This window comes from Kitasatospora sp. NPDC093102 (assembly GCF_040683915.1).
Taxonomy (GTDB): domain Bacteria; phylum Actinomycetota; class Actinomycetes; order Streptomycetales; family Streptomycetaceae; genus Kitasatospora.
The window spans coordinates 19,308-39,937 of sequence record NZ_JBFBFA010000039.1; the positions used below are offsets into that span (position 1 = coordinate 19,308).

At 73.0% G+C, this 20,630-nt stretch carries 18 protein-coding genes; 15 read left to right on the top strand and 3 right to left on the bottom strand.

Annotated elements, in window-relative coordinates:
* The first annotated feature begins 132 nt into the window (after positions 1-132).
* Both AB0O11_RS31455 and AB0O11_RS31460 read left to right on the top strand, forming a co-directional pair.
* The gene (locus tag AB0O11_RS31455; RefSeq protein WP_224282949.1) at positions 133-1,701 is read left to right on the top strand and encodes a PucR family transcriptional regulator; all 1,569 of its coding nucleotides are present in this window, start codon (positions 133-135) and stop codon (positions 1,699-1,701) included.
* 263 nt (positions 1,702-1,964) lie between these two features.
* Positions 1,965-3,407, top strand: a complete 1,443-nt coding sequence (locus AB0O11_RS31460) for an aldehyde dehydrogenase family protein (protein WP_224282950.1) — start codon at positions 1,965-1,967, stop codon at positions 3,405-3,407.
* A gap of 88 nt (positions 3,408-3,495) precedes the next feature.
* Here the strand turns inward: AB0O11_RS31460 and AB0O11_RS31465 are convergent, their stop codons facing one another.
* Positions 3,496-4,164: an NAD(P)H-binding protein gene (locus AB0O11_RS31465; RefSeq protein ID WP_363393793.1), complete on the bottom strand. Its 669-nt coding sequence runs from the start codon at positions 4,162-4,164 to the stop codon at positions 3,496-3,498.
* Between the two features lie 83 nt (positions 4,165-4,247).
* On the opposite strand from AB0O11_RS31465, the gene dxr reads away from it, so the two are divergent.
* The 5 genes from dxr to AB0O11_RS31490 all read left to right on the top strand — a co-directional run bounded on the left by dxr (position 4,248) and on the right by AB0O11_RS31490 (position 9,874).
* Positions 4,248-5,477 carry a 1-deoxy-D-xylulose-5-phosphate reductoisomerase gene (gene dxr, locus AB0O11_RS31470; protein ID WP_363393795.1) on the top strand — a complete coding sequence of 410 codons (1,230 nt, stop codon included), beginning with the start codon at positions 4,248-4,250 and terminating at the stop codon, positions 5,475-5,477.
* Positions 5,478-5,592: 115 nt separating this feature from the next.
* The gene (locus AB0O11_RS31475; RefSeq protein WP_363393797.1) at positions 5,593-6,897 is read left to right on the top strand and encodes a site-2 protease family protein; all 1,305 of its coding nucleotides are present in this window, start codon (positions 5,593-5,595) and stop codon (positions 6,895-6,897) included.
* Positions 6,898-7,041: 144 nt separating this feature from the next.
* Positions 7,042-8,202, top strand: coding sequence for a flavodoxin-dependent (E)-4-hydroxy-3-methylbut-2-enyl-diphosphate synthase (gene ispG / locus AB0O11_RS31480; protein ID WP_363393799.1), 1,161 nt, complete (start codon positions 7,042-7,044; stop codon positions 8,200-8,202).
* A 169-nt stretch (positions 8,203-8,371) separates the two neighbouring features.
* Positions 8,372-9,247, top strand: coding sequence for a GNAT family N-acetyltransferase (locus AB0O11_RS31485; protein WP_363393861.1), 876 nt, complete (start codon positions 8,372-8,374; stop codon positions 9,245-9,247).
* Between the two features lie 78 nt (positions 9,248-9,325).
* Positions 9,326-9,874 (top strand): GNAT family N-acetyltransferase, encoded by a 549-nt coding sequence (locus AB0O11_RS31490; protein WP_363393801.1) that lies wholly within the window; start codon positions 9,326-9,328, stop codon positions 9,872-9,874.
* Between the two features lie 25 nt (positions 9,875-9,899).
* Here the strand turns inward: AB0O11_RS31490 and AB0O11_RS31495 are convergent, their stop codons facing one another.
* Both AB0O11_RS31495 and AB0O11_RS31500 read right to left on the bottom strand, forming a co-directional pair.
* Positions 9,900-10,850 (bottom strand): aminoglycoside phosphotransferase family protein, encoded by a 951-nt coding sequence (locus AB0O11_RS31495; RefSeq protein ID WP_363393803.1) that lies wholly within the window; start codon positions 10,848-10,850, stop codon positions 9,900-9,902.
* Positions 10,851-10,965: 115 nt separating this feature from the next.
* Positions 10,966-11,892 carry a ferritin-like domain-containing protein gene (locus AB0O11_RS31500; protein ID WP_363393863.1) on the bottom strand — a complete coding sequence of 309 codons (927 nt, stop codon included), beginning with the start codon at positions 11,890-11,892 and terminating at the stop codon, positions 10,966-10,968.
* Positions 11,893-12,174: 282 nt separating this feature from the next.
* Between AB0O11_RS31500 and rimP the strand changes: the two genes are divergently transcribed.
* From rimP to truB, 8 genes are all read left to right on the top strand, one after another.
* Complete coding sequence (gene rimP / locus AB0O11_RS31505; protein WP_363393805.1) at positions 12,175-12,714, top strand: ribosome maturation factor RimP; 540 nt, start codon at positions 12,175-12,177, stop codon at positions 12,712-12,714.
* 55 nt (positions 12,715-12,769) lie between these two features.
* Entirely contained in the window at positions 12,770-13,771 is a 1,002-nt protein-coding gene (gene nusA, locus AB0O11_RS31510; protein ID WP_363393807.1) for a transcription termination factor NusA, read from the top strand.
* Positions 13,772-13,847: 76 nt separating this feature from the next.
* Positions 13,848-14,141 carry a YlxR family protein gene (locus tag AB0O11_RS31515; protein ID WP_363393809.1) on the top strand — a complete coding sequence of 98 codons (294 nt, stop codon included), beginning with the start codon at positions 13,848-13,850 and terminating at the stop codon, positions 14,139-14,141.
* A 229-nt stretch (positions 14,142-14,370) separates the two neighbouring features.
* Positions 14,371-17,493: a translation initiation factor IF-2 gene (infB, locus tag AB0O11_RS31520; RefSeq protein ID WP_363393811.1), complete on the top strand. Its 3,123-nt coding sequence runs from the start codon at positions 14,371-14,373 to the stop codon at positions 17,491-17,493.
* 152 nt (positions 17,494-17,645) lie between these two features.
* Positions 17,646-17,942, top strand: a complete 297-nt coding sequence (locus tag AB0O11_RS31525; protein ID WP_224284125.1) for a DUF503 domain-containing protein — start codon at positions 17,646-17,648, stop codon at positions 17,940-17,942.
* A 153-nt stretch (positions 17,943-18,095) separates the two neighbouring features.
* A complete protein-coding gene (rbfA, locus tag AB0O11_RS31530; RefSeq protein WP_363393814.1) occupies positions 18,096-18,536 on the top strand; it encodes a 30S ribosome-binding factor RbfA in 441 nt (146 codons plus the stop codon).
* A gap of 2 nt (positions 18,537-18,538) precedes the next feature.
* The gene (locus AB0O11_RS31535) at positions 18,539-19,642 is read left to right on the top strand and encodes a DHH family phosphoesterase (protein WP_363393816.1); all 1,104 of its coding nucleotides are present in this window, start codon (positions 18,539-18,541) and stop codon (positions 19,640-19,642) included.
* Between the two features lie 35 nt (positions 19,643-19,677).
* A complete protein-coding gene (gene truB / locus AB0O11_RS31540; RefSeq protein ID WP_363393818.1) occupies positions 19,678-20,607 on the top strand; it encodes a tRNA pseudouridine(55) synthase TruB in 930 nt (309 codons plus the stop codon).
* The last annotated feature ends 23 nt before the right edge of the window (positions 20,608-20,630 follow it).

Here is a 20,630-nt window from a genome sequence, read left to right on the forward strand (position 1 = left end):
GCCTCCGAGGTGGATTCGGCAGTGCGGGTTGTCCGGAGCGTCCATAATGAAGGGGAGAGACCCTCACCAGTCCCACGTCCCTCTCCTCGCCCGGCCGCAACGGCGCGGTCAGGTCGATCCCTCGAAGGTGCCATGCCCCCCACACTCGCCTCCGTCGTCCGCAACACGTCGCTCCATCTGACGGTCCTTGCCGGTGCGGATCACCTGGAGCGGCCGGTCCGCTGGGTGCACACCAGCGAGCTGGACGACCCGACGCCGTTCCTGGAGGGTGGCGAGCTGCTGCTCACCACCGGTATCAAGCTGGGCCGCACGGCGGCGCAGCTGCAGGCGTACGTGCACCGGCTGGCCGACGCGGGGGTGGTCGGTCTGGGGCTCGGGGTGGGGCTGTCCCACACCGAGGTGCCGCAGCCGCTGGTGGACGCGGCGGCGCAGCGCGGGCTGCCGCTGCTGCGGGTGCCGGAGCCGACGCCGTTCATCGCGATCAGCAAGGTGGTGTCGGCGGCGCTGGCCGCGGAGCAGTACGAGGCGGTGACGACCAGCTTCGAGGCGCAGGAGGAGCTGACCCGGGCGGCGCTCGGCAAGGACGGGACGACGGCGGTGGTGCGCCGGCTGGCGGCCCGGTTGGGGGGCTGGGCGGCGCTGTACGACGGGTCGGGCGCGCTGTCGGTGGTGGCTCCGGACTGGGCGGCGCGCCGGGCGGGGCGGCTGGCCGCGGAGGTGGACCGGCTGCGTCGGCGGCCGGCGCCGTCGAGTGCGGCGTTGCAGGGGCGCGCGCCGGGGATAGACACGGCGGACGAGGACTACGTGGTGGTCCAGTCGCTGGGGGCGGACCGGCGGGCCCGGGGTTTCCTGGCGGTCGGGACCGAGGACCGGATCACGCCGACCGAGCGGTACGTGCTGAACGCGGCGGTGGCGCTGCTGACCCTCACGCTGGAGCGTTCGAGGGAGCTGCGGCAGGCCGAGGAGCGGATGGGCGCGGCGCTGCTGCGGATGGTGCTGGCCGGTGAGGTGGCGACGGCCCGCCAGGTGGCGGCGGGGCTGTTCGGGGGGCTGCCGGAGGGGACGATACGGGTTCTGGTGGCCGGGGCCGGGCCGGCCAACGCGGATGCCGCGGAGGCGCTCGGGGAGCTGGGGGACCGGGCCGAGCAGGCGGGCGCCCGGGTGGGCGAGAAGCTGCTGGTGGCGCGGGAGGACGGTGTGCACGGGCCGCGGCTGATGGTGCTGGCGCTGGACAACGGCGCGGTGCACCGGGCCTGCCTGGGCGCGGTGGAGGAGCACGAGGGCCTGTCCCTGGGCGTCTCGGCGCCGGCCGCGCTGGAGGAGGCCGGGACGGCGCACGCGCAGGCCGAGCGGGCGCTGGCGGTGGCGCTGCGCGGTGGCCGCCGGTCGGTGGACCACGAGGAGGTCGGCGCGGGTTCGCTGTTGCCGCTGCTCGGCGAGGACGCGGTGACGGCCTTCGCGGAGGGGCTGCTGCGGCCGCTGCGGGAGCACGACCGGACGGCCCGCGGGGACCTGGTGGCCTCGCTGCGGGCGTGGCTGTCCCGGCACGGCCAGTGGGACGCGGCGGCGGCCGACCTGGGCGTGCACCGGCACACGCTGCGCTACCGGATGCGCCGGGTCGAGGAGCTGCTGGGCCGCTCGCTGGACGACACGGACGTGCGGATGGAGCTGTGGCTGGCGCTCCGCTCCGGCGAGGAGTGAGGCGCCGGCAGGACGCAGGTGGCCCGGCAGCACGGGAGCTCCCGGCGGCATGCGGGAGGGCCCGGCAACGTGCGGGAGGGCCCGGCGGCACGCAAGCGCGCCCCGGAGGACACGAGCCACCTCCGGGTAGGACGCGGTGGAGTGGCCCCGGGGGCGAACGCTCCTAGTCGGCCAATCCGGTCGGCGCGCCGCCCCGCCTACCCTCAAATCCGGGTCCCACGTCCGTGGGCCGTAGGACAGACGAGGAGAGGGCCGGTACCACGGTGACCACCACGTACGATTTCTGGCTCGCCGGCCGCCGGGCGAGCGGCGACGCCGACTTCGAGGTGCACAACAGCTGGGACGGCCGTCTGGTCGGCAAGGTGAGCATCCCGACCGAGGCCCAGGTCGAGGAGGCGCTGGACGCCGCCGTCGCCGCGCTTCCGGTGTTCGCCGCCACCCCGGCGCACCAGCGTGCCGCCGCCCTGGACCACGTGGCCAAGCGGCTGACCGAGCGCACCGAGGAGCTCGCCCAGCTGGTCAGCGCCGAGAACGGCAAGCCGATCAAGTGGGCCCGCGGCGAGATCGGCCGCGCGGTGTCGGTCTTCCGCTGGGCCGCCGAGGAGGCGCGCCGCACCAACGGCGAGACCATGCGGCTGGACACCGACCCGGGCGGCGTGGGCCGCTTCGCGGTGGTGCGCCGCTTCCCGCGCGGCGTGGTCCTCGGGATCGCCCCGTTCAACTTCCCGCTGAACCTGGTCGCCCACAAGATCGCCCCGGCGATCGCGGTCGGCGCCCCGATCATCCTGAAGCCCGCTCCGGCGACCCCGCTGTCGGCGATGGTGCTGGGCGAGATCCTGGCCGAGACCGACCTGCCGGTCGGTTCCTGGTCGATCCTGACCGTGCCGAACGACCGGATGCCGGCCCTGGTGCAGGACGAGCGCCTGCCGGTGATCTCCTTCACCGGTTCGGACAAGGTCGGCTACCAGATCATGGACTCGGTGCCGCGCAAGCACTGCACCCTGGAGCTCGGCGGCAACGCCGCGGCCGTGGTGCTCGCCGACTGGTCCTCGGAGGCCGACCTGGACTGGGCGGCCACCCGGATCGCGATGTTCGCCAACTACCAGGGCGGCCAGTCCTGCATCTCGGTGCAGCGGGTGATCGCCGACGCCTCGGTGTACGACGCGCTGGCGGAGAAGGTCGTCGCCAAGGTCAAGGCGCAGGTCACCGGTGACCCGAGCGACGACGCGACCGACGTCGGCCCGCTGATCGACGAGAACGCCGCGAAGCGCGTCGAGTCCTGGGTCGAGGACGCGGTCGCCAAGGGCGCCAAGGTGCTCACCGGTGGCACCCGCGAGGGCGCGACCTACGCCCCGACCGTGCTGGCCGACCTGCCCGGGGACGCCATCCTGGCCAAGGCCGAGGTGTTCGGTCCGGTGCTGTCGCTGCACAAGGTGGACGGCGTGGACGAGGCCTTCGCGGCCGTCAACGACTCGGCGTTCGGGCTCCAGGCCGGCGTGTTCACCCACGACCTCCAGACCGCCTTCCGCGCCCACCGGGAGCTGGAGGTCGGCGGTGTGATCATCGGCGACGCGCCGTCCTACCGCGCCGACCAGATGCCGTACGGCGGCGTCAAGGACTCCGGTGTCGGCCGTGAGGGCGTCAAGTACGCGATGGACGACTACACCGTCGAGAAGGTCATGGTCCTGACCGGCCTCGACCTCTGAGCGATGCCGTAGCGGTGCCGTGGCACCAGGCAGCAGGAGGGCCCGGTTCGCCGAACCGGGCCCTCCTCGCGTCCGCGCCCGCGCGGGCTCAGCCGTCGTGCCGGGCGGCCGCGGCCACCGCCTCCTCGACGGTGGCGTTCCCGGCGACCAGCTCCAGGGTCAGTCCGGCGGTGCCGGGTTCGTGCAGCAGGGCGGCCAGGACGGCGGCCACGTCGGCCCGGTCCACCGCGCCGCGGTCGACCGAGGGGGCCAGCCGGACCAGGCCGGTGCCGGGGCCGTCGGTGAGCCGCCCGGGGCGCAGCACCGTCCAGTCCAGCCCGGTGCGGGCCCGGACGGCGTCGTCGGCGGCGCCCTTGGCCCGCAGGTAGGTCTCGAAGACCTCGTCGGCGGGGTAGTGCGCCCCGGCGTCGGCGGCCATCGCCGAGACCATCAGGTACCGGCGGACCCCGGCGAGCTCGGCGGCGTCGGCGAGCAGCACCGCGGCGTCCCGGTCGACGGTGTTCTTGCGGGCGGCGCCGCTGCCCGGTCCGGCGCCGGCGGCGAAGACCACCGCGTCGGCACCGGTCAGCAGTCCGGCGAGCTGCGGGGCGGTGGCGGCCTCCAGGTCGAGCAGCAGCGGCTCGGCGCCGGCGTCGACGAGGTCCTGGGCCTGCTCGGGGCGGCGGATGATCCCGGCGGGGCGCTCGCCGTGGGCGGCGAGCAGCCGTTCCAGCCGGAGCGCGATCTGTCCGTGGCCCCCGGCGATGACGGTACGCATGGTTCCGACGGTAGCCCGGGACGGGCGGGGCGGCCCGGGGGGAAGGTACCGGGGCGGTGCCGCGGACAGGACACAATGGGCGCATGACTTCGCTCGCTCACCCACAGCTGCGCTTCACACCCACCGTGGCGGACCCCTCCGGCCCCCGGGAGCTGGTGATCCTGGGGTCCACCGGCTCGATCGGCACCCAGGCCGTCGACGTCGTGCTCCGCAACCCGGACCGCTTCCGGGTGGTGGCCCTGTCGGCGGCCGGCGGCCGGGTGGAGCTGCTCGCCGAGCAGGCGGTGCGGCTGGGCGTGCACACCGTGGCGGTGGCCGATCCGGCGGCCGAGCCGGCGCTGCGCGAGGCGCTGGCCGCGAAGGCGGCGGGCCGTCCGCTGCCGACCGTGCTGGTGGGTCCGGACGCGGCGACCGAGCTGGCCGCCCTGGAGTGCCACTCGGTGCTGAACGGCATCACCGGTTCGATCGGCCTGCGGCCGACGCTGGCCGCGTTGGAGGCGGGCCGGGTGCTGGTGCTGGCCAACAAGGAGTCGCTGATTGTCGGCGGTCCGCTGGTGAAGGCGGTGGCGAAGCCGGGTCAGATCGTGCCGGTGGACTCCGAGCACGCCGCGCTGTTCCAGGCGCTGGCGGGCGGTACCCGGGCCGAGGTGCGCAAGCTGGTGGTCACCGCCAGTGGTGGCCCGTTCCGCAACCGCACCCGGGAGCAGCTGGCCGGGGTGACCCCGCAGGACGCGCTGGCGCACCCGACCTGGGCGATGGGCCCGGTCGTCACGATCAACTCGGCGACCCTGGTGAACAAGGGCCTGGAGGTGATCGAGGCGCACCTGCTGTACGACGTGCCGTTCGACCGGATCGAGGTCGTGGTCCATCCGCAGTCGGTGGTGCACTCGATGGTGGAGTTCACCGACGGTTCGACGCTGGCGCAGGCCAGCCCGCCGGACATGCGGATGCCGATCGCGCTGGGCCTGGGCTGGCCGGACCGGGTGCCGGACGCCGCCCCTGGCTGCGACTGGACCAAGGCGGCGACCTGGAAGTTCTTCCCGCTGGACGACGATGCCTTCCCGGCGGTGGAGCTGGCCCGCGAGGTGGGCACCCTGGGTGGTACGGCGCCGGCGGTGTTCAACGCGGCCAACGAGGAGTGCGTGGAGGCGTTCCTGAAGGGCCGCCTCGCCTTCACCGGAATCGTGGACACTGTTGCCAAGGTCGTGGCGGAGCACGGCACGCCCACGGCGGGAACTTCCCTGACGGTGGAGGACGTCCTGCACGCGGAGGACTGGGCGCGCGCCCGGGCCCGTGAGCTGGCGGCGGGCTGACGGCCCTGGCCCCGGTGCCGGAGGCACCGGGCGCGGGACGGACTCCGGTCCGGACTGCGACACGGATCGCGGTACGACGAGACGATGAGCGGAGCGGCATGACGGAGGGCCTGCGGTGGCAACGGTTTTGACGGTGGTCGGCATCCTGGTCTTCGTGATCGGGCTGCTCATCTCGATCGCCTGGCACGAGCTCGGCCACCTCTCCACGGCCAAGCTGTTCGGCATCCGGGTGCCGCAGTACATGGTCGGCTTCGGCCCGACCATCTGGTCGCGCCGGAAGGGCGAGACCGAGTACGGCATCAAGGCGATCCCGTTCGGCGGGTACATCCGGATGATCGGGATGTTCCCGCCGGGCGAGGACGGCCGGATCACCAAGCGCAGCAGCTCGCCCTGGCGGACCATGATCGAGGACGCCCGTGAGGCCTCCTACGAGGAGCTCCAGGAGGGCGACGAGCACCGGCTGTTCTACACCCGCAAGCCCTGGAAGCGGGTCATCGTCATGTTCGCCGGGCCGTTCATGAACCTGATCCTGGCGTTCGGGCTGTTCCTGACGGTCATGATGGGCTTCGGCGTCTCCATGGCGGTGCCGACCATCGACTCGGTCGCCCAGTGCGTGGTCAAGGCCGGCCAGCCCACCGACACCTGCCCCGCCGACGCGCCCAAGACCCCGGCCAACGCGGTGGGCCTGCGCCAGGGCGACAAGGTGCTCTCCTTCGACGGCGACCGGATCCGCGACTACGACCAGCTCCAGGCGGACATCCGGAAGTCGGCCGGCAAGCAGGTCGAGATCGTCGTGGACCGCGGCGGCCAGCAGCTCACCTTCAAGCCCACCATTGCCGTCAACGACGTGCAGAAGTACGACGGCAACGGCGTGCCGGTGAAGGGCCAGACCGTCCAGGCGGGGTTCCTCGGGTTCACCCCCAGTCGCGAGACCGTCCAGCTCGGCTTCGGGCAGTCCGTCGACCGGATGTACGACATGGCCGAGAACGGGGTGAAGTCGCTGGCCGCGCTGCCGGGCAAGATCCCCGGCCTGTGGAACGCCGTCGTGGGCGACGCCCCGCGCGACCCGGACTCGCCGATCGGCATGGTCGGCGCCGCCCGGGTCAGCGGTGAGGTGTTCTCCCTGCACGAGTCGGCCACCCAGCGGATCGTGATCTTCGTGAACCTGCTGGCCGGCATCAACCTGTCGCTCTTCCTGTTCAACATGCTGCCGCTGCTTCCGCTGGACGGCGGCCACATCGCGGGCGCGGTCTGGGAGTCGGTCCGCCGCCGCTTCGCACAACTGTTCCGGCGGCCCGACCCGGGCCCGTTCGACGTCGCCAACCTGATGCCGGTGGCGTACGTCGTGGCCAGCATCTTCATCGGTTTCACCCTGCTGGTGATGGTGGCCGACCTGGTGAACCCGGTGAAGATCGGCTAGGGCGTTCGGGTACGGCGGGTGTGCTGGGCGCTCTGGCCGTGCCGTACCGTGGAGGCCGGGTGCGCGATAGTCCGCGCGCCCGGCCCCGGTCGTCCCAGCGGCCGGGCGGTCGACCACACCTCAACCCCGGGGAACCCTGCGCACATGACCGCGATCTCGCTCGGTATTCCGTCCCTGCCGCTCAAGCCACTGGCCAAGCGCCGTTACTCCCGGCAGATCATGGTCGGCAACGTGCCGGTCGGCGGCGACGCCCCGGTCTCGGTGCAGTCGATGACCACCACCGTGACCTCGGACATCAACGCCACGCTCCAGCAGATCGCCCAGCTGACCGCGTCCGGCTGCCAGATCGTCCGGGTCGCCGTGCCCTCGCAGGACGACGCCGACGCCCTGCCGATCATCGCGAAGAAGTCGCAGATCCCGGTCATCGCGGACATCCACTTCCAGCCGAAGTACGTCTTCGCGGCGATCGACGCCGGCTGCGCGGCGGTGCGCGTGAACCCGGGCAACATCAAGGCCTTCGACGACAAGGTCGGCGAGATCGCCAAGGCCGCCAAGGGCGCGGGCGTGCCGATCCGGATCGGCGTCAACGCCGGCTCGCTGGACAAGCGACTGCTGGAGAAGTACGGCCGGGCCACCCCGGAGGCGCTGGTCGAGTCGGCGCTGTGGGAGTGCTCGCTGTTCGAGGAGCACGACTTCCGTGACATCAAGATCTCGGTCAAGCACAACGACCCGGTCGTGATGATCAACGCCTACCGCCAGCTCGCCGCCGCGTGCGACTACCCGCTGCACCTCGGCGTGACCGAGGCCGGGCCGGCCTTCCAGGGCACCATCAAGTCGGCGGTCGCCTTCGGCGCGCTGCTGGCCGAGGGCATCGGCGACACCATCAGGGTCTCGCTCTCCGCCCCGCCGGCCGAGGAGATCAAGGTCGGCAACCAGATCCTGGAGTCGCTCGGGCTGCGCGAGCGCGGCCTGGAGATCGTCTCCTGCCCGTCCTGCGGGCGCGCCCAGGTGGACGTCTACAAGCTCGCGGAGGAGGTCACCGCCGGGCTGGAGGGCATGGAGGTGCCGCTGCGAGTGGCCGTCATGGGCTGCGTCGTGAACGGTCCGGGCGAGGCCCGGGAGGCCGACCTCGGGGTCGCCTCCGGCAACGGCAAGGGGCAGATCTTCGTGAAGGGCGAGGTCATCAAGACCGTTCCGGAGTCGAAGATCGTCGAGACCCTGATCGAGGAGGCGCTGAAGCTCGCCGAGCAGATGCAGGCGGCGGGTGTCGAGTCGGGGACGCCGACCGTGGTCGCGGGGGAGTGACCCCGCACGGCTTGTCCTGACCGCGCGGGAGCGCCCGCGCGGTGTTTTCCGGAAAGCGGGGCCGTCCGTTCGCGGACGGCCCCGCGGCCGTAGCCGGGTGGGGCCACGGAGTAGGGTGCGGCCAGAGTCGTCTCAGTGAGGTGCTGTCTCGATGCTCGATCGAGGTGTGATGCTCCCGAGCTCCTTCCAGGCCGTCCGGGCCCTGGCCACCACCCGCGTGCTGGAGCCGCCGGACCTCCCGGACGCCCTGGAGATCCTCCACCGCGACCCGGTCGCCAACGCCTTCGTCGCGACCAGGGTCGAGGCCGTCGGGCTGGACCCGTGGCGGCTCGGCGGGGAGATGTGGGGCTGGTACGACGGTGACGGCGTGCTGGACGCGCTCTGCTACACCGGGGCGAACCTGGTCATGGTCAACGCCGGGTCCGAGGCGGTCGCGGCGTTCGCGGAGCGGGCCCGCCGGCAGGGGCGGCGCTGCTCCTCGATCGTCGGGCCGGCGGCGGCCACGGCGGCCTTCTGGGCGCTGCTGGAGCGCAGTTGGGGGCCGGCCCGGGAAGTGCGGGCGCACCAGCCGCTGTTGGCGACCTCGGTGCCGTCGGCGGAGATCGCGCCGGATCCGCTGGTGCGGAGGGTGCGGCGCAACGAGGTCGAGGACTTGATGCCGGCGTGCGTGGCGATGTTCACCGAGGAGGTGGGGGTGTCGCCGCTGGCGGGGGACGGAGGGCTCCTCTACCAGGCCCGGGTGGCCGAACTCGTCTCCACCGGGCGGTCGTTCGCACGATTCGGGGAGGACGGGCAGGTCATCTTCAAGGCGGAGATCGGGGCGGTGACGGAGGGGGCCTGTCAGATCCAGGGGGTCTGGGTCGCTCCGGAGCACCGGGGGCAGGGGCTCTCCGAGACGGGGATGGCGGCGGTCCTGGACGTCGCGTTGCGGGAGGTGGCGCCGGTGGTGTCGTTGTACGTCAACGACTTCAACCTGCGGGCCCGGGCCGCGTATCGGCGGGTGGGGTTCCGGGAGGTCGGGGCGTTCATGAGCGTGTTGTTCTGAGCGGGTCGAACGAGCTGTGCGAGGTGCGGTTGGGATCTTCGGCCGCGCTGCGGGGCCGCTGGTAGTAACGTCCGGAGCATGGATCAGCTGACCGGGGTGACGATCGAGGCCATCGACCTTGCGGCTTGGGCGCCGCAGGCGCTGGAGGTCCAGGCGGTGGCGTTCGGGCTGACGCCCGAGGAGGTCGCGGTCCGGCTGCACATCGTGGGGCGGCACGCCCGGCAGCCCGGGGTGATCGCGCTCGGGGCGATGAGCGGGGGCCGGTTGATCGGGTTCGGGTACGGGATGCCCAACCATCGGGAGCACTGGTGGAGCACCGTCATCGAGCCGTATCTGACCGCCCGCGGGTACGAGGACTGGCTGGACGGGGTCTTCGCCGTCACCGAGCTGCACGTGCTGCCGGAGTTCCAGGGACAGGGCGTCGGCTCGCGGATCATCCGGACGCTGTGCGAGCGGTCGGGGCTGGACCGGAGCATCCTCTCGGCGATCGACGCGGAGACGCCGGCGCGGCGGCTCTACCGGGCGTTGGGATACCGGGACCTGGCGCGGGCGGTGCGGTTTCCGGCGACGGACCGGCTGTACGCGGTGATGGGGGCGCGGTTGCCCTTGCGGGGGGCCGGGGCGTAGGAGCCGGGGCGCAAAGGCTCGCGGGTCAGAGGGAGTTGGCGAATTCGAGGTAGAGCTCGGCATCTTCGCGGCGGTCCGCGGTGAGGGCGCGGAGGGCGAGGTCGACGGCGCGGAAGAGGGTCCAGCCGCGGAGGCGGTCCTGGTCGACTTCGAGGGCTTCGGAGAGTCGGCCCAGCCGACGGCGGACGGCGGCGGGGGCGCCGGGGGCACCGAGCAGGGTGTCGGCGCGGTCCAGGGCGAGGCGGGCCAGGTCGTAGGCGCGTTCGCCGGCCAGTGGGCGCGGGGCGATGGCCAGCCAGGGGGCGCGGTCGGCGGCCAGGACGTTGCCGTGGTGGAAGTCGCCGTGCAGGAGGAAGGACTCGTCGGCGGAGTCGGCCAGGGTCCGGGCGGTGTCCAGGGCCTCGGCGATCAGGGGCTGGGCATCGGTGAGCGCCGTGTGGTGATCCGGGTGGCGGTCCGGGCGGGGGGCCGCCAGGGCGGCGGCGGTGGCGGTGGTCGCGGCCACCCGCTTCGGGATGGTGGGGAAGGGGTGTCCCTCGGGGAGTTCCGTCCAGAGGCGGTGCAGCAGGCTGGTGGCCTCCAGCATGGCCTTGGGTTCGGCGAGGGAGCGCAGCGGGATCTCGCCGTGGAGGCGTTCGAGCAGGAGGACGCCCTCGGCCGGGGCGGCGTCGAGCAGGAGGACGGCTCCGCGGCCGGCCCAGTGGGTGAGGGCGGTGTGCTCGTGGGCGGTCTCGGGGGTGGGCAGGCCCACCTTGAGGACGGCGGGGGAGAGGTCGTCGCGGTGGACGTACGCGACGAGGCTGAGACTGCCGCCGGGGTCGAGGATCCGTTCCAGGGTGAGGTTCCAGGCGGCGAGGTGGGCGGCGGCCCTGGCGGGGAGGGTGGCCAGCCATTGGCGGCCGACCTCGCCGTGGGTGGTGGTGACGGTGTTCGTCAGCCAGGTGGGGACGGTGATGGTGGGTTCGGCTCCCGACATGGGTCCATTGTCGGGGTTTGGGGGCCGGGGCGGGGCTTTCGGCGGGCGGGTGTCGGGGGCGGTTCCGTGCGGGCGCGCGGGCGTTCGCCCTGCGTGCCCGCCGAGGCCCCGGGGGTCAGCCGGGGATGCCCGGGAAGGGGGTGGCCGGGGCGCCCCAGTGGCGGGCACGCAGGGTGGTTTCGCGCAGGGCGGTGGCGGCGAGGGGGCGGTAGGGGGCGGGGACGTCGGCGACCAGGTCGGCGTAGACGGTGGTCAGGCGGGTCTCCAGGTGGACGGCGAGCTTGGTGGCGTCGGTGGGGGCGGTGACGGGGAAGGGGAGCCGGTAGCCGCCGGCGGCGGGGGTGGGGGCGGCGGTGAAGGCCGTGAGGAGGCGTTGCCAGGCGTCGCGTTGGGCCTGGTGGGCGGCATGGGTGGCGCGGGCGTCGGTGCGTTGGGGGTCGTCGGGGAGGTGGGCGCCGACCACGCCGTAGCCGTACACGGCGGCGTGTTCGGCGCTGAGGGCGGTCTGGAGGGTGGGGACGGCGGCGGTCCTGGTGGCGGGGGTGGCTTCGGCGCTGCCGTCGGGGGTCTTGACGGGGGTCCGGTCGCCGAGGGCCGCGGCGTGCAGGGCGTTGGAGGCGGAGATGGAGGCGAGCAGCCGGGCGAGGGGCGGGCTGACCTCGCCGAAGCCGTCGAGGTGGGACTCGGCGGTCCGGTGCTCCATGAGGGCCAGCTCGGCGAGGGTGGGGAGGGAGCGGTACGGGGTGCCGGTCGGGGAGGGGCTCGCGGTCGGCAGGCCCTGGACGAGGGCGGCGCGGTGCTGGACGGTGTCGTCGCGCAGGGGTTGGAGCAGGGCGGTCGGGGTGCCCGGGACGGTGAGCAGGTTCTCGTAGGCGCCGAGCAGGAGGTCGGTGTCGGCGATCGCACGGAGGCGGGCGGGGGTGTCCGGGTCGCGCGGTGGGGTGGGGTCGGCGGGGCGGTCGCCGCGGGGGTCGGCGGTGCAGGCGGTGAGGGTGGTGAGCAGTCCGAGGGCCAGGAAGGTCCGTCGGCTGGGCGGCTGCATCGCGGTCACTCCGGGCGGGTACGGGAGGACGGCCTCCCCGCCTGCCCTCGTTGGCGTGAATGATTACAGAATCCCCACGTTCCCGGGCCCGGTTCCGGGGTGCCGTGCCGGGTGTGAGCTTGCTCGCAGTGGGTGGCGTGCGCGTGGTCGACGGAGGTCCGGAATCGGTGGTTGGGGGCTTGACCGGATAGGCTTTGGGCCGAGCTGCCGTGCTCCGGTGTGGCACCGGGGGCGCGGGGCGACCTTCTGACAACAGCAGACGCGGCCGAGGAGTCCACCCGGATGAGCACCACCCACACCGACCGGCTGCGAGCGTTGCTGGAGCCGCTGGCCGAGCAGGCCGGACTGGATCTGGAGGAGGTCAGGGTCACCAGGGCGGGCAGCCGCCGGCAGGTGCAGATCGACGTCGACACCGATGGCGGCGTGGACATGGACACCATCGCCGAGTTCAGCCGGGTGGTCGGTGAGGCCCTGGACGAGTCGGACCTGATGGGGGACGAGGCGTACCTGCTGGAGGTCGGCTCGCCGGGTGCGGAGCGTCCGCTGGTCCTGCCCCGGCACTGGCAGCGCGCCGAGGGTCGGCTGGCCAAGATCCACCTGGTGGACGGCGGGGAGATCGTCGCCCGGGTGCTGGAGGCCGACGAGGACGGCGCACTGGTCGAGGTGCAGCCGGTGAAGGGGCGCGGCCGCCCGAAGGAGCGCCGTCTGGCGTACGCGGAGGTGGCCCGGGCTCGCGTCCAGGTCGAGTTCAACCGCAAGGACGACGACAAGCTCCTGGACGAGGCCGCGGACTTCGACGAGGGGGAGGACGGCGCCGAGTGACCCGCAGGTGCCGTACGACCATGACGAACGTGACGAAAGACGAGGAGGCGTAGCCGTGGACATCGACATGAGTGCCCTGCGCACGCTGGTCAACGAGAAGAACATCCCCTTCGACCTTCTGGTCGAGTCCATCGAGTCCGCTCTCCTCACCGCGTACCACCGCACCGAGGGCTCGCGCCGCCGGGCCCGGGTGCACCTGGACCGCAAGAGCGGCCACGTCACCGTGTGGGCCATGGAGGACCCGGCGGAGCTGGAGGAGGGCGTCGAGCCGAAGGAGTTCGACGACACCCCGAGCGGCTTCGGCCGGATCGCGTCCAGCATCGGCATCCAGGTGATGATGCAGCGCCTGCGCGACGCCGCCGACGACCAGACCTTCGGCGAGTACGCGGGCAAGGAGGGCGACATCGTCACCGGTGTCGTCCAGCAGGGCAACGACCCGAAGAACGTGCTGGTCGACATCGGCAAGCTGGAGGCCATCCTGCCGCCGCAGGAGCAGGTCCCGGGCGAGGACTACCGGCACGGCACCCGGCTGAAGTGCTACGTGGTGGCCGTGCGCCGGGGTGTGCGCGGAGCTTCGGTGACGCTGTCGCGCACCCACCCGAGCCTGGTGAAGAAGCTCTTCGCGCTGGAGGTCCCGGAGATCGCGGACGGCAGCGTGGAGATCGCGGCGATCGCCCGTGAGGCCGGCCACCGGACCAAGATCGCGGTCTGGTCGCGTCGCCAGGGCCTGAACGCCAAGGGCGCCTGCATCGGCCCGATGGGCTCCCGGGTGCGCGCGGTGATGGGCGAGCTGCACGGCGAGAAGATCGACATCGTCGACTGGTCGGAGGACCCCCGGGAGATGGTGGCCGCCGCCCTGTCGCCCGCGCGGGTGACCAGCGTGGAGATCGTGGACGCCGCCCAGCGCTCCGCCCGGGTGATCGTGCCGGACTACCAGCTGTCGCTGGCGATCGGCAAGGAGGGGCAGAACGCCCGCCTGGCCGCGCGCCTGACCGGCTGGCGGATCGACATCCGGCCGGACACCGAGGGCCAGGCCGAGGAATCCCAGGCCCAGTAGTCAGTGTTGTCGTGGCCGTCCCCGTCGGCCCTCCGGGATCGGCGGGGCGGCGCCATGTCGCTTCGGAGGGGTAGACTTGCCTTCGTCTGGCCGGACGCATGTCCGAGCACGCCCGGAACGCACCTGCGTGGGCTGCCGCAAGCGCGCGGCCAAGCACCAGCTGTTGCGTGTCACGGCGGTCGAGGGCGAGTGCGTCCCTGATCCCCGTGGCGCACTTCCGGGCCGGGGTGCTCACGTGCATCCCGATCCGGCCTGCCTCGACCTCGCGGTCCGCCGTCGGGCGTTCCCCCGGGCCTTCCGGCTCCAGGGCGCGCTCGACACGGAGCGGCTCCGCGAGTTCATCGGGGAGCGGGTGGGCGGGGCCTCCTAGGCGGGCCGCCTCCCGCAACGGCCGCCGCTCGCGCGGCGGAGAACCACCGCAACAAGCACAGCGCGCGGGCAGCCGCGCGCCGTGCCACCAGTCAGGTACCTCGCGATGTGGAAGTAGGTCGAGATTGCGATGAGCACTCGATGAGTACGCGATGAGTACGCGATGGGTACGCCCATGAAGTAGCGACAGTCCGGCGGACGAGACCCCCGGACTCATAGACAGGAGTGAAGTGGCTAAGGTCCGGGTTTATGAACTCGCCAAGGAGCTTGGCTTGGAGAGCAAGGCCGTCATGGCCAAGCTCACCGAGCTCGGTGAGTTCGTCCGTTCGGCGTCCTCGACGATCGAGGCGCCGGTCGTGCGAAAGCTGACTGACGCGCTTGGTGTGGCCCCCACCGGTGGTGGTTCCGCTGCCAAGCCGGGCCCGCGGAAGACCGCGGCGCCCTCCCCCGCCGCCGGCTCGGGTGCCCCGAAGCCGGGGGCTCCGACTCCGGGTCCGCGCCCCGGCGCGACCCCTGGTCCCCGTCCGACCCCGGCTGCCGCCGCGCCTTCCGCGCCGGCCGCCCCCGCCGCCGGCTCGGGTGCCCCGAAGCCGGGCGCGCCGGCCCCGGGCCCGCGCCCGGCCGCGCGTCCCGCCGCTCCGGCGGCCCCGGCCGCGCCCGCGGCCGAGTTCTCCTCGCCGGCTCCGGCCGGTGACGCCCCGCGTCCGTCCACCCAGGCTCCGCGCCCGGCTGGCCAGGCTTCCGGCGGCGCCCGTCCGGGTCCGCGTCCGGCCGGCCCGCGTCCGGGCAACAACCCGTTCACCTCGGGTAGCGCCACCGGCATGGGCCGCCCCGGCGACCGCCGTCAGGGCGGTCAGGGCGGTGCTCCGCGTCCGGGTGGCGCCCAGGGCGGCGACCGTCCGCGTCCGGGTGGCGACCGTCCGCGTCCCGCCGGTGCTCCGGGTGCCGGTGGCGCCCCGCGTCCGGGTGGCGACCGTCCGCGTCCCGCCGGTGCTCCGGGTGCCGGTGGCGCCCCGCGTCCCGGTGGCGCTCCGCGTCCGGGTGCTCCGGGTGCCGGTGCCCCCCGTCCGGGTGGTGCCCCGCGTCCCGACGGCATGCCGCGTCCGGCCTCGCCGCGTCCCGGTGGCCCGACCCCGTCCGGCATGCCGCGCCCGAACCCGGGCATGATGCCGCAGCGTCCGGCCGGCCCGCGTCCGGGTCCGGGTGGCCGTGGTCCGGGTGGCCCCGGTGGCCGTCCGGGTGCTCCGGGCGGTGCCCGTCCCGGCTTCCAGGGCCGTCCGGCCGGTCCGGGCTCGCGTCCGGCCGGTGGCGGTGGCTTCGGCGGCCCGCGTCCCGGTGGCGGTGCCCCGGGTGGTGGCGGCGGCTTCGGCCCGCGTCCCGGTGGTTTCGGTGGTCGTCCCGGCGGCCCGGGTGCCCGTGGTGGCACGCAGGGCGCCTTCGGTCGTGGTCCGGGCGGTCGCCCGGCGCGCGGCCGCAAGTCGAAGCGGGCGAAGCGCCAGGAGTACGAGGCCATGCAGGCCCCGTCCGTCGGCGGTGTGATGCTGCCTCGCGGCAACGGCCAGACCGTTCGCCTGTCGAGCGGCGCCTCGCTGATGGACTTCGCGGAGAAGATCAACGCCAACCCGGCCGCGCTCGTCTCCGTCATGTTCAACCTCGGTGAGATGGTCACCGCGACCCAGTCGGTCTCCGACGCGACCCTCGAGCTGCTGGCCGGCGAGATGGGCTTCCAGCTGGAGATCGTCAGCCGGGACGACGAGGACCGCGAGCTGCTGGAGTCGTTCGACATCGACTTCGGTGCCGACGAGGGTGACGAGGACCAGCTGGCCCCGCGCCCGCCGGTCGTCACCGTCATGGGTCACGTCGACCACGGTAAGACCCGCCTGCTGGACGCCATCCGCAAGTCCAACGTGGTGGCCGGCGAGGCCGGTGGCATCACCCAGCACATCGGTGCCTACCAGGTGGCCACGATGGTGAACGGCGAAGAGCGCCCGATCACCTTCCTGGACACCCCGGGTCACGAGGCGTTCTCCGCCATGCGTGCCCGTGGTGCCAAGTCCACCGACATCGCGATCCTGGTGGTCGCGGCCAACGACGGTGTCATGCCGCAGACGGTCGAGGCGCTCAACCACGCCAAGGCCGCGGGCGTGCCGATCGTGGTCGCCGTCAACAAGATCGACGTCGAGGGCGCCGACCCGACCAAGGTCCGCGGTCAGCTGACCGAGTTCGGCCTGGTGGCCGAGGAGTACGGCGGCGACACCATGTTCGTCGACATCTCCGCGCGCCAGGGCCTGCACATCGACCAGCTGCTGGAGGCCGTGGTCCTGACCGCGGACGCCTCGCTGGACCTGCGGGCCAACCCCGAGCAGGACGCGCAGGGTATTGCGATCGAGGCCCACCTGGACAAGGGCCGCGGCGCCATGGCGACCGTGCTGGTCCAGCGCGGTACGCTCCGCGTCGGCGACTCGATCGTCGTGGGCGACGCCTACGGCCGCGTCCGCGCGATGCTGGACGAGAACGGCAACAACCTCACCGAGGCCGGCCCGTCCCGTCCGGTGCTGCTGCTCGGTCTGACCTCGGTGCCCCGCGCCGGCGACAGCTTCATCGTCGTCGACGAGGACCGCACCGCCCGCCAGATCGCCGAGAAGCGCTCGGCCCGCGACCGCAACGCCGCCTTCGCGCAGCGTCGGGTCCGGGTGTCCCTGGAGGACCTGGACAAGGCCATCGCCGCCGGCTCCATCGAGCAGCTCAACCTCATCATCAAGGGTGACGTCTCCGGTTCGGTCGAGGCCCTTGAGGACGCCCTGGTCAAGCTGGACGTGGGCGAGGAGGTCGAGCTCCGGGTCCTGCACCGCGGTGTGGGTGCCATCACCGAGTCCGACGTGGACCTGGCGATGGGCTCGGACGCCATCATCATCGGCTTCAACGTGCGCGCCGAAGGCCGTGCGCGCACCGCGGCCGACAAGGAAGGCGTGGACGTCCGGTACTACTCGGTCATCTACCAGGCGATCGAGGAGATCGAGAACGCCCTCAAGGGCATGCTCAAGCCGGAGTACGAGGAGGTGCGCCTCGGCGCCGCGGAGATCCGCGAGGTCTTCCGCTCCTCCAAGTTCGGCAACATCGCCGGTGTCCTGGTCCGCGACGGCATCATCCGCCGCAACGCCAAGGCCCGCCTGCTGCGCGACGGCAAGGTCGTGGCGGAGAGCCTCACCATTGAGGGCCTGCGCCGCTTCAAGGACGACGCGACCGAGGTCCGCGAGGGCTTCGAGGCCGGTGTCACCCTGGGGTCGTTCAACGACATCAAGGTCGACGACATCATCGAGACCTACGAGATGCGCGAGAAGCCGCGCGCCTAGTCGGTGTCAGCCGGGGCCGGTCGACGGATGGTATTTCCGTCGACCGGCCCCGGTCTCGCTGTGTAGGGTCCGGGAGTAGTCCAGACGTAGCGGCGTCAGCCCGGTTCCGGGCTGCCCCCCGAGGCCTTCCAGGTCGGCGAGACCTGTCATACATGTTCGTGGGAACACTCACCTTCGACCTGCTGCTGGGCGACGTCCACTCGCTCAAGGAGAAGCGTTCGATCGTGCGGCCCATCGTGGCCGAACTGCAGCGCAAGTACAGCGTGTGCGCTGCCGAGACCGGGAACCAGGACCTGCACCGCCGGGCCGAGATCGGCCTCGCGGTGGTGTCCGGCGATGCCGGGTACGTGACCGAGGTCCTGGACAGCTGTGAGCGGTTGGTCGCCGGCCGCCCCGAGGTGCAGCTCCTCTCCGCGAGGAGGCGCTACCACAACGACGACGACGAATGAGGACTGTGGAGCCGGCCGACGGAAGTCGCCGTTCTCACACGGATCAGGACCGAGAGCGCCCGCAAGGCCGGGCGCGGGCCGGTACTTTGGGGCGTGGGCCCCGACGGGTGCGCAGCTCGCCCGGGTACCGGGCCCACTGCACGAGGAGGCAACGTGACCGACACCGCAAGGGCGCGCAAGCTCGCCGACCGCATCCAGGTGGTCGTCGCCCAGACCCTGGAGCGGCGGGTCAAGGACCCCCGACTGGGGTTCGTGACCATCACCGACACCCGGGTGACCGGAGACCTGCGCGAGGCCACCGTCTTCTACACCGTCTTCGGTGACGAGACCGAGCGCGAGGCCACCGCGGCCGCGCTGGAGAGCGCCAAGGGCGTGATCCGCTCCGAGGTCGGCAAGATCGGCGTGCGCTTCACCCCGACGCTGACCTTCGTCGCGGACGCGCTGCCGGACAACGCCCGGAACATCGACGACCTGCTCGACCGGGCCCGCACCTCGGACGCCGCTGTGCGCACCCAGGCCGCGGGGGCGAGCTACGCCGGCGACGCGGACCCGTACCGGGTTCCGGCGTCCGAGCGTGACGACGAGGACGAGTAGTCATGGCGGGTGAGCCGGCGCGGGCCGCCTCGCGAGCCGGATCGACCACGGGGGCGTCCTCCACCAGCACGGTGGAGGGTGCCCTCGCGGCGCTCCCGGGCCCGCGCACCGAGGAGAGCGGGTTCGAGCTGCTCTGGCAGCAGGTGGTGGCGGAGATCGGGCGGGCCCGTTCGATCGACCTGATCTGCCACATCTGCCCGGACGGTGACGCGCTGGGCTCCTCGCTGGCTGCCGCGCTGGCGTTGCGCGTGCTCGGCAAGCAGGTGCGGGTCTCCTTCGGCGACGATCCGCAGATCGTGCCCGAGTCGCTGTCGTTCCTGCCCGGCCAGGAGTTGATCGTGCCGGCCGCCGAGGTGCCGGACGTGCCCGAACTGGTGCTCTGCTTCGACGTGGCGGCGGAGAGCCGGCTCGGCCTGCTGCACGACAAGGCCTTTGCCGCGCCCGTCCTGGTGGTGTTCGACCACCACGCCTCCAACCCGGGCTTCGGCACTCACCAGTTGATCGACCCGACCGCGCCGGCCACCGCCGTGCTGGTCGAAGAACTGCTGCGCCGGCTCGGCGTCGAGCTGGACCAGGAGTTGGCCACCTGCCTCTACACCGGTGTCGCCACCGACACCGGCTCGTTCAAGTACCGGGCCACCACGCCCGCCACCCACGAGCTGGCCGCCCGGCTGTTGGCCACCGGGATCCGGCACGACCTGATCTCCCGGCAGTTGTGGGACACCTCGTCGTTCGGCTACCTCAAGGTGCTCGCGGGCGCGCTCGACCGGGCCGTCTACGAGCCGGAGGCGGCCGGTGGGCTGGGCCTGGTGTGGACCTGGGTGCCGTACCAGGACCTCGCGCTGTTCAGCGTCACGGTGGAGGAGATCGAAGGGCTGATCGACATCCTGCGCCGCCCGGCCGAGGCCGAGGTGGCGCTGGTGCTCAAGCAGGACCCGGACGGCACGCTGCGCGGCTCCTCGCGCTCCAAGGGCGCGGTGGACGTCGCCGCGGCCTGCACCGAACTGGGCGGCGGGGGGCACGTCTTCGCGGCCGGCTTCAGCGCCCGGGAGGACGTGGCCGCGGTGGTCGAGCGGTTCCGGGGCGCCCTGCGACCGGTACGTTGATCGTCTCTCCTGACGTTATTTAGAGAAAGAACCCGATGAAGCGCAAAGGCACCGGCCCGGACGGCCTGGTGATCGTCGACAAGCCCGAGGGCATCACCTCGCACGGGGTCGTCGCCAAGCTCCGGTGGCTGGCCGGGACCAGGAAGGTCGGGCACGCCGGCACCCTGGACCCGATGGCCACCGGCGTGCTGGTGATCGGCGTCGAGCGGGCCACCCGGCTGCTCGGCCACCTGATGCTCACCGCCAAGACCTACGAGGCGACGATCCGGCTCGGCCAGACCACGATCACCGACGACCGCGAGGGCGAGGTCACCTCCTCGGCCCCGGCCGACGCCGTCACCCGGGAGGCGATCGACGCCGGGATCGCGGCGCTCACCGGCGAGATCATGCAGGTGCCGTCCAAGGTCAGCGCGATCAAGATCGACGGCAAGCGCTCGTACGCGCGGGTGCGCGAGGGCGAGGACTTCGAGCTCGCGGCCCGGCCGACTACGATCCACTCCTTCACCGTGCACGAGCAGCGCGCGGCGGTCGCCGAGGACGGCACGCCGGTGACCGACCTGGACGTCACCGTCGAGTGCTCCTCCGGCACCTACATCCGGGCACTGGCCCGGGACCTGGGCGCCGGGCTGGGCGTCGGCGGGCACCTGACCGCGCTGCGGCGCACCAAGGTCGGGCCGTACGGGGTGGAGTCGGCGCGCACCCTGGAGCAGCTGGAGGCCGAGGTCACCGGCGAGTCCGCCAAGGGGCTGGAGGTGCTGCCGATCGCGGCGGCCGCGGCGGCCGCCTTCCCGCGCTGGGACCTGGACGAGGCCTCGGCGCAGAAGCTGTCCCACGGCGCCCGGCTGAAGGCGCCCGGGATGGGGGTGGACGGGCCGATCGCGGTGTTCGGGCCGGACGGGCGCTTCCTCGCGCTGGTCGAGGAGAAGAGCGGGCAGGCGAAGCCGGTCGCGGTCTTCGTCGGCTGACGGCCCCGCCGCTGTTCGGAGCC